This window comes from Stenotrophomonas sp. GD03777 (assembly GCF_029842485.1).
Taxonomy (GTDB): domain Bacteria; phylum Pseudomonadota; class Gammaproteobacteria; order Xanthomonadales; family Xanthomonadaceae; genus Stenotrophomonas; species Stenotrophomonas sepilia.
Map to the genome: position 1 here is coordinate 1 of NZ_JAOCGL010000143.1, position 7923 is coordinate 7923.

General features: G+C 67.5%; 7 protein-coding genes. 2 read left to right on the top strand and 5 right to left on the bottom strand.

Going from position 1 to position 7923, the window contains the following annotated elements; genetic code table 11:
* Positions 1-103: 103 nt before the first annotated feature.
* Genes N5E02_RS19215 through mdoH form a run of 4 tightly spaced genes read right to left on the bottom strand, consistent with a single transcriptional unit; the run spans position 104 to position 4528 of the window.
* Positions 104-835, bottom strand: coding sequence for a LytTR family DNA-binding domain-containing protein (locus N5E02_RS19215; RefSeq protein ID WP_053497027.1), 732 nt, complete (start codon positions 833-835; stop codon positions 104-106).
* A gap of 10 nt (positions 836-845) precedes the next feature.
* Positions 846-1889 (bottom strand): sensor histidine kinase, encoded by a 1044-nt coding sequence (locus N5E02_RS19220; RefSeq protein ID WP_005419547.1) that lies wholly within the window; start codon positions 1887-1889, stop codon positions 846-848.
* A 3-nt stretch (positions 1890-1892) separates the two neighbouring features.
* On the bottom strand, positions 1893-2552 hold the full coding sequence (locus N5E02_RS19225; protein WP_005419549.1) for an alpha/beta hydrolase: 660 nt from the start codon (positions 2550-2552) through the stop codon (positions 1893-1895).
* 50 nt (positions 2553-2602) lie between these two features.
* Positions 2603-4528 (bottom strand): glucans biosynthesis glucosyltransferase MdoH, encoded by a 1926-nt coding sequence (mdoH, locus tag N5E02_RS19230; RefSeq protein ID WP_005419550.1) that lies wholly within the window; start codon positions 4526-4528, stop codon positions 2603-2605.
* A gap of 497 nt (positions 4529-5025) precedes the next feature.
* Between mdoH and N5E02_RS19235 the strand changes: the two genes are divergently transcribed.
* Positions 5026-7092: a TonB-dependent receptor gene (locus tag N5E02_RS19235; protein WP_065196876.1), complete on the top strand. Its 2067-nt coding sequence runs from the start codon at positions 5026-5028 to the stop codon at positions 7090-7092.
* Positions 7093-7152: 60 nt separating this feature from the next.
* Here the strand turns inward: N5E02_RS19235 and N5E02_RS19240 are convergent, their stop codons facing one another.
* Positions 7153-7323: a hypothetical protein gene (locus N5E02_RS19240; RefSeq protein ID WP_005419553.1), complete on the bottom strand. Its 171-nt coding sequence runs from the start codon at positions 7321-7323 to the stop codon at positions 7153-7155.
* 214 nt (positions 7324-7537) lie between these two features.
* On the opposite strand from N5E02_RS19240, the gene N5E02_RS19245 reads away from it, so the two are divergent.
* Positions 7538-7923: DUF2628 domain-containing protein (locus N5E02_RS19245; RefSeq protein ID WP_005419554.1), on the top strand; the 386-nt coding region annotated here is incomplete at its 3' end.

Genomic DNA, 7923 nt, shown 5'->3' on the forward strand with positions numbered 1-7923 from the left:
GTACGTAGCACCAACGCGCCGACCAACCGCCGTTGCAGTTGCAGTTGCCGTTGCTCCAGACGTTGCTCGTAAGCAGTCGCGGCCGCAGGCCGCGCGGGACCACTCACAGATGCCGCAGTTCCTGCTTCAGCGTCGCCACGCACCGGCGGCTGACTTCCAGCGGCTGCTTGCCATGCCGCAATACCGCCTGCACCTGCCCGCCCGAGCCTCGACGCAGCTCCACCAGCTCGTGGCGTGCCACCAGGCAGTTGCGATGGATGCGGATGAAACGGCTGGCGAACTCTTCTTCCAGCGACTTCAGCGATTCCTCGATCAGGTCCTCGCCGCGTGCGTGGTGCACCACCACGTACTTCTCCTCGGCCTGCAGGTAGTGGATATCGTCCAGCGGAATCAGGCGCAGGCTGCCGCGCAGGCGTGCGCACAGCACGCTGCGTGCCTGCTGCCCGCTGTGCTCCTGCGGCCGGCCATCGCGGCCGGCCAGGAACGTGCGCGCACGTGCGATCGCCGCCGCCAACCGTTCGGCACGCACTGGCTTCATCAGGTAGTCGATCGCTGCGGCCTCGAACGCCGACAGCGCATGCGCATCGTAGGCGGTGCAGAACACCACCGCTGGCCGAGGTTCGAAGCTGGCCAGGTGGCGGGCCGCTTCCAGGCCATCCAGCCCGGGCATCGCGATATCCAGCAGGACCAGGTCCGGCTGCAGCTCCGCGCACGCGTGCAGGGCCTGCTCACCGTTGCCGGCCTCGGCCACCACGTCCACGCCGTCCTGTGCCGCCAACAGGCTGCGCAGGCGCTCGCGCGCCAGCGGTTCGTCGTCGGCGATGACTACCCTCACGATCGTTCCCTCACTGGATCGGCACTGTCACCTGGCAGGCATAGTAGCCCTCGCTCCAGCCAGCCGTCATCCGCGCGGTGCTGCCGAAGCGCCAGGCCAGCCGATGGCCGATGCTGTGCTGGGCATGGCCGGCGCCGCGTGCCAGCGCCAGCCCCGGCGCCTGCGGATCGGGTGCCGGGTTGCGTACGCGGATCTGCAGTTCATTGCCCTCGCGCGCCAGCTGCAGTTCGATGGTGCCGCCGTCGGGCAGGCGCGAGATGCCATGCAGCACGGCATTTTCCACCAGCGGCTGCAGTACCAGCCTTGGCAAGGGCAGGTCCCATGGCAGCGGCTCGTCGCGCTGCCAACGCACCTGCAGGCGTTCACCCAGGCGCAGCGATTCGATCGACAGGTAGCGCTCGGCCAGCTCGCATTCGTCGCGAAGGGTGGAATCGCCCTCGCCCGCCCCCAGCGCGGCACGGAACAGATCGGACAGGTCCAGCACCGCGCGCTCGGCGACTGCCGGGTCACGATGCAGCAGGCTGGCGATCAGGTTCATGCTGTTGAACAGGAAATGCGGGCGGATACGCGCCTGCAGCGCGTCGGCCTGCGCGCGCGCGTTGGCCTGCACCTGCGCGGCCCAGCGATCGCTTACGTAGAAGTAGCGCAGCGCCAGCGCGGCGATCAGCGCCGTGGTTGCCGCGCTGCCGAGGGTGAAACGCCAGAAGCTGATGCCGCTGGCGAAGCTGTCGCCCAGCACCGCGTACAGCGCGTGCACGATGCCAGCGCAGACCACCGCGATCAGGGTTGCCAGCACGGTCGCCGCAATGGCGCCCAGCACCGGCGGCAGCCGCGACAGGGTCTGCCGCAGCAGGCACAGGCTGGCGGTCACCGCCAGCGCCAGCCACAGCGCGAATCCGCTGGCCGACAGCAGTTCGCCGAAGGTCCAGTGACGGCTGCCGTCCGGCGCCAGCGCCAGTACCACCACCACCAGCTCGGCCAGGCCGAGCATCGCCGCCAGCCGTGGCAGGCGGCACAGTTCCGGCATCCATGGCGGTGTGCTGGCCGGCGACATGGCTCAGGCGGCGCCCAGGCGTTCCTGCAGCCAGTCACCCAGTGCCTGGATCTCCTCGGCACAGACCTGGTGGGCCATCGGGTAACTGTGCCACGCCACATCCAGGCCCAGCGTACGCAGCGCCTGCGCGCTGTGCGCTGCGACGGCCTGCGGGATCACCGGGTCGCCACTGCCATGGGCCATGAACACCGGCACCTGCACCGCGCCGTCAACACGCGTGGCGCTGTCGGCTTCAGGCAGATAGGTGGACAGCGCGATCAGGCCGGCCAGCGGCGCGGTACGCGAGAGCGCGGCCGTCAGGATGATCGCCCCACCCTGCGAGAAGCCTGCCAGGAAGATCTTCTCCGGCGCGATGCCGCGCTCGATCTCGCGCGCGATCAGTGCGTCCAGCTGCACCACCGATTCCTGCACGCCGGCCATGTCGGCGCGCGAACGGAAGTCCATGCCCACGATGTCGTACCAGCCGCGCATCGGCACGCCGTTGTTGATCGTGATCGGCCGCACGGGTGCGTGCGGGAACACGAAGCGCAGCGCCGGCCAGTGCGGCCGCACCAGTTCCGGCACGATCGGCGCGAAATCATGGCCGTCGGCGCCGAGGCCGTGCAACCAGATCACCGACCACTGCGGCGAGGCGCCGGTTTCCTGTTCCACCGTTTGCAGCATGATGCGGCTCCTTCAAGTTCGAGCCGCATTATGCCGCTGGCGCGGGGCAATCAGTACAGCGGCGGTTGCTCGGCCGCTTCCCGCCGCAGCTGCGCGGCGCGTACCAGCACCGGTGGCGGGATGTTCTCTTCGGGGATATCGAGCAGGCCGAGGCGATGCAGGAAAGCACCGGGGCCGCGCGAGGAGGTCAGCGCCACCACCGGAACGGCCAGAACCATGCCGATCACCACCGGCGCCATCCAGGCCGCCAGCGACGGCGATACCGCCCAGGCCAGCACGCCCATGAAGGCGCCGAACACACCCAGGCCACCGTAGCCACGGATCAACGCCATCCACGAGATGCCGCCGTCGTCACGCTGCTGCGCGTCCCAGCCGGAATCGCGCCCGGACAACACTTCGGCCACGCCGCGTGACTGCACGTACATCACCACCGGCGCCATCAGCGCGGCGAGCACGGTTTCCACCAGCATCGATACGAAGGCACGGATCGGACCGCCACAACCGCGGCGGTCGACCGGGTCCAGCAGCATTGCCAGGTAGCCGAGCACCTTGGGCAGCAGCAGCACCGCCATGGTGGCGGCGAACAGGCGCACCACCTGCTCTTCATCCTGTGCGCGCCAGTACACGCTGGGCGACAGGTGCAGCAGGGCGTTGAAATCGATGCCTTCCTGGAACAGCGGGATGGCGATGCCGATCAGCATCAGCATCGCCCACATCGGTGCGGTGAAATAGTGGCCGATGCCGATCAGCATGTGCGTGCGGCTGATCCAGTGCAGCCCGCGGCTGCCGACCACCTTGCCGTGCTGCAGGTTGCCCTGGCACCAGCGGCGGTCGCGCACCAGCAGGTCGGTCAGCGTCGGCGGGCCTTCCTCGTAACTGCCACCGAGGTAGGGCACCATGTGCGCGGCCCAGCCGCCACGACGCATCAGCGCCGCTTCGACGAAATCGTGGCTGAGCACGTGGCCGCCGAACGGCTTGCGCCCCGGCAGCGCCGGCAGGCCGGCGTGGTCGGCGAAGGCACGGGTACGGATGATGGCGTTGTGGCCCCAGTAGTTGCTCTCGGCGCCGTGCCACCAGGCCACGCCGCGGGCGATCACCGGCCCGTACACGCGGCCACCGAACTGCTGCATGCGCGCGAACAGCGTGCGGCCGCCGATCACCGACGGCAGGGTCTGGATCAGTCCGACGTCGGCGTTGTGTTCCATGCCGGCCACCAGGCGCACGATGCTGTCGCCGGTCATCAGGCTGTCGGCGTCAAGGATCAGCATCTGCGGGTAGGCACCGCCGAAGCGGCGGACCCAGTCGGCGATGTTGCCGGCCTTGCGCCCGCTGTTGTCACCACGGCGACGATAGAACAGGCGGGTCTGCCCCTCCGGCACACGCTCGCGCAGCTCGGCGAACACCTGTTCCTCGGCAGCGGCGATGTCCTCGCGGCGGGTGTCGCTGAGCACGAAGAAGTCGAAGCGGTCGAGCTGGCCGGTGGCCGCCACCGACTCGTAGATCGCCTGCAGGCCCGCCAGCAGGCGGCGCGGGTCTTCGTTGTAGGTCGGCATCAACAGCGCAGTACGGCTGTGCACGGCCGGCAACGGCTTGTCCGGGTCGATGCCGAGCCGATAGCCCCGGTCGAACACAGCGGTCAGGAAGCCGGCCAGGGCGCTGGCAAAGGAGAGCGCGATCCAGGCAAACAGGCCGACGAACAGCACCAGCAGGCAGGCTTCGAGCACGCTGATGCCATTGGCCGACAGCACCCGCCACATCATCCGCGTAGCCACGGCGGTCATGCCGAGCGTGCCACCAAACAGGTACAGCCGGCGCAGGCCGATCAGGCGCGGCGAGGTGCGATGCCGCCGGACCTTCAGTGCGCCTTCGCGCAGGGTCTGTTCGGGCATCGGCAACGGCGATTCAGCGGGCAGCAGCGCCCAGCCGGCATCGAGCCGCGGCGTTCCTGCTTCCGCATGGATGGTCTGCACCCCCATCGTCGCTTACTCCGCGCCGTCGGCACGGCCGGCCATCCCGGCCGGGCTGCATGCACCAAGGTTCCCGGCGCGCTTTCCCGGCGCCCGCACTTGTCCTGGCTGTGTCGGCCTCACGCCGCACAGTCGATGTCTGTCACTACCGGAACCCACACGATCTCCAACGGGGCGGAATCGAAAATGCGGCCCAGTCTAGGGCCCAGAATGTAAGCCGGGTGCGAAGGTCTACACCGGGATTTGTCCCCATTCAGCAAATAGCAGGCGATCACGCCAGGGCATGGCCAGATGTCACTGCATCGCCCCCGGTACTGGATCGTAACAAACGCGAACGGTTATCATTTAATGAACCAGGCAGGTCACCGTCTTCCGCACGGCCGCGACCCACCCAGCTGCGCCGGTCCTGACCGCGCACCCGACGACCCACGGAAGGGGGGGGCTGCCTGCTGTCTGCCTGCGCCTGCTGCTTCCACCGGGTCACCCCACCTCTCATGGAAGCCGTCATGTCCCTGTCGTCCCGTTCCCGTTCCGCGCGCCTGCCGCGCACCCGCCTGGCCACCGCCTGCCTGCTGGCGCTGCCCGGCCTGGCCGCCGCCTGCCTGCTGGCCCTGCCCGGCCTGGCCGCCGCAGAGGCCGCCGCCGATGCCTCCACCAAGGACCTTGATACCGTGGTGGTCACGGCTTCAGGCAGCCAGCAGTGGATCAAGGATGCCCCGGCCAGCATCAGCGTGATCAGTCGTGAGGACATCGAGCGCCAGCCAGTACCGGACCTGGCCGCCCTGCTCAGCCGCGTACCGGGCGTGACCGGCGGCCTCAGCGCCGTCGGCGAGCAGTCCAAGATCAAGCTGCGTGGCATGCCGTCCAACTACACGCTGGTGCTGGTGGACGGCAAGCGCATGGGCAGCTCGGCCTCGACCAACTATCGCCCCGACCTCGGCCGCCAGGACCTGAACTGGATCTCGCCGGACCAGATCGAGCGCATCGAAGTGGTGCGCGGGCCGATGTCGTCGCTGTATGGCTCCGATGCGATGGGCGGGGTGATCAACATCATCACCCGGCGCATCGGCGACGAATGGAACGGCAGCGCCACCCACAGCTACACCCGCCCGGCTGACGGCAAGCGCGGCGATACCCAGCAGATCGGCGCCACGTTCTCCGGGCCGCTGGGCGAACGCTTCGGCCTGCGCATCGGTGCCAACAGCATGCGCCGCGATTCGGACCGCTCCAACGGCGGTGTCTCCGGCAATGCCTACGCGGGCGAAAAGGACCGCAATGTCGATGCGTTGCTGCAGTGGAAGCTGAGCGACGCACAGGAACTGTCGCTGGAAGCCGGGCACGGCGTGCAGCAGGCCTTCATCGATGCGTCGCTGGAAAAGCAGGACGAAGGTGCCTGGGGTGCCAGTGAGCTCAAGCGCAGCTCGCTGGCGCTCAACCACGATGGCAAGTGGCGCTTCGGCAATTCGAAGATCAGTGCGTACTGGACCGAGTACAGGAACGGCATCGGTGCTGCCGGCCGTTCCGAAGCCACCGATACGATCATCGAGGGCAGCCTGACCACGCCGTTCACCCTCGGCGTTGAACACCAGTTCGCCGTAGGCGGCCAATGGAAGCGGCAGGAGCTGACCAACACCGACACCATCGGCCGCGCGCCGATCGACTATGCCGGCAACGCGGTCAGCGGCTCCACTCTGGACGTGGACACCTGGGCGCTGTTTGCCGAGGACGAGCTGAAACTGCACCGCACCCTGGCCCTGACCGTGGGCGCGCGCCTGGACCATCACGAGCAGTTCGGCGGCCACGTCAGCCCGCGTGCGTACCTGGTCTGGCACCCTGCCGAACAGTGGACGATCCGCGGTGGCGTCTCCAAGGGCTTCCGTGCGCCCAGCCTGACCGAGAACTCGGCCAGTGCCGCTACCCAGTCCGGGGGCCGCGGCTGCACCTCGCTGATTCCGCTGGGCTACACCCGTGGCGGGTGCTACATGGCCGGCAACCCGGACCTGGATCCGGAGACCAGCACCAACCGCGAGATCGGCATCAGCTTCGACAATGACCTGATCGATGTCGGCGTGACCTATTTCCACACCGACTTCCGGAACAAGATCGAGTACGCACCGCTGGGCCGGTTCAACGGCATCTGGTGGACGCGCATGAACAACGTACAGCGCGCGCGCACCCGCGGCATGGAAGGCAACCTCAACGTCCGCTTCGGCGAGCAGTGGCGCTGGCGCACCTCGGCGACCTGGATGAAGGAAGCCAGGAACCTGACCACCGGCCGCAACCTGATCGATACGCCGGAGTTCTCCGGCTATTCGTCGCTGGACTGGGCGCCCAGCACGGTGTTTTCCGGCAGCCTGTCGGCGCAGTACACCGGCAGGCAGACCGGCACCGCCACGACCTTCCTCAAGGCCTATACGCTGTATGACCTGACCGCGGCATGGAACGTCAACGAAGTGCTGACCCTGCGCGGTGGCGTCAGCAACCTGGCCGACAAGAAGCTGTATGCGGAAGGCTCCACCGACTACTTCGTCGCCGGGCGCAGCTACTTCCTGAGCATGACCGCGCGGTTCTGACCGGCGGCACGCGCCGTGATCGCGCTGGCGACATGCCAGCGCGATCGACGGTGTTGCGGGTTACTCGCTTTCCAGCGCGGCCGGTGCCGCATCCCGCGTGGCGGCCGTGCGCGCACGGTCCATCGCCACCGCCAGTTGCTGGCGTGCGAGCAGTTGTTGTGCCTGCACCACTTCAGGTGTCGGCAGGAGCACCGGTCCCGGTGCGTTTTCCGGTGTAGCAGGTGTGGTCATGCAACCTCCATGGACATCCCGCCGCCGCACGGGTTCAGCCGGTGCGGCAGCGGAACTGCGCACCCTATCCTAAAAACAAGGCGGGCGGGTGACGGCGCGGCGCTTGGCCGCAGGCGCGCGAACAAGGCAGGCGTCACATTCTTGACGCTAGCGCTTGGATCCTGAATAGGACTTGTCCTATCATGAAAACGTTTTCTCACAGGGATGTTTCCCAATGAATACCACTGACCTGTCCCAGTTCAGCCCGAAGTGGCAGTTCCGCTTCAACTTCTTCCGCCAGCACGGCGCCCCCAAGAACCCCGGCTTCAAGCAGGCCTGGAAGGCACTGTCCTTTGGTGACCGCCTGAAGATCAACCTGAACTTCTTCGCGTTGTTCTTCGGTGCCATCTACCTGCTGATTCTCGGCATGTGGCGCAAGGCACTGGTGGTGATCGGCATCAACATCGCGCTGGCCATCGTCACCATGTTCCTGCCGGATGTCGTCGGGCGCATGCTGTTCATCGCCATGAACCTGCTGGTCGCCTCCAGCACCAACTACAGCTACTACCTGGAGAAGGTGGAAGGACGCGCCAGCTGGAACCCGTTTGAAGGAATGTTCTG

Excerpts from the sequence above, each read along its gene's own strand:
- N5E02_RS19235 (WP_065196876.1), top strand. The coding sequence starts at position 5,026 with ATGTCCCTGTCGTCCCGTTCCCGTTCCGCGCGCCTGCCGCGCACCCGC.
- N5E02_RS19240 (WP_005419553.1), bottom strand. The coding sequence starts at position 7,323 with ATGACCACACCTGCTACACCGGAAAACGCACCGGGACCGGTGCTCCTG.
- N5E02_RS19225 (WP_005419549.1), bottom strand. The coding sequence starts at position 2,552 with ATGCTGCAAACGGTGGAACAGGAAACCGGCGCCTCGCCGCAGTGGTCG.
- mdoH (WP_005419550.1), bottom strand. The coding sequence starts at position 4,528 with ATGGGGGTGCAGACCATCCATGCGGAAGCAGGAACGCCGCGGCTCGAT.
- N5E02_RS19220 (WP_005419547.1), bottom strand. The coding sequence starts at position 1,889 with ATGTCGCCGGCCAGCACACCGCCATGGATGCCGGAACTGTGCCGCCTG.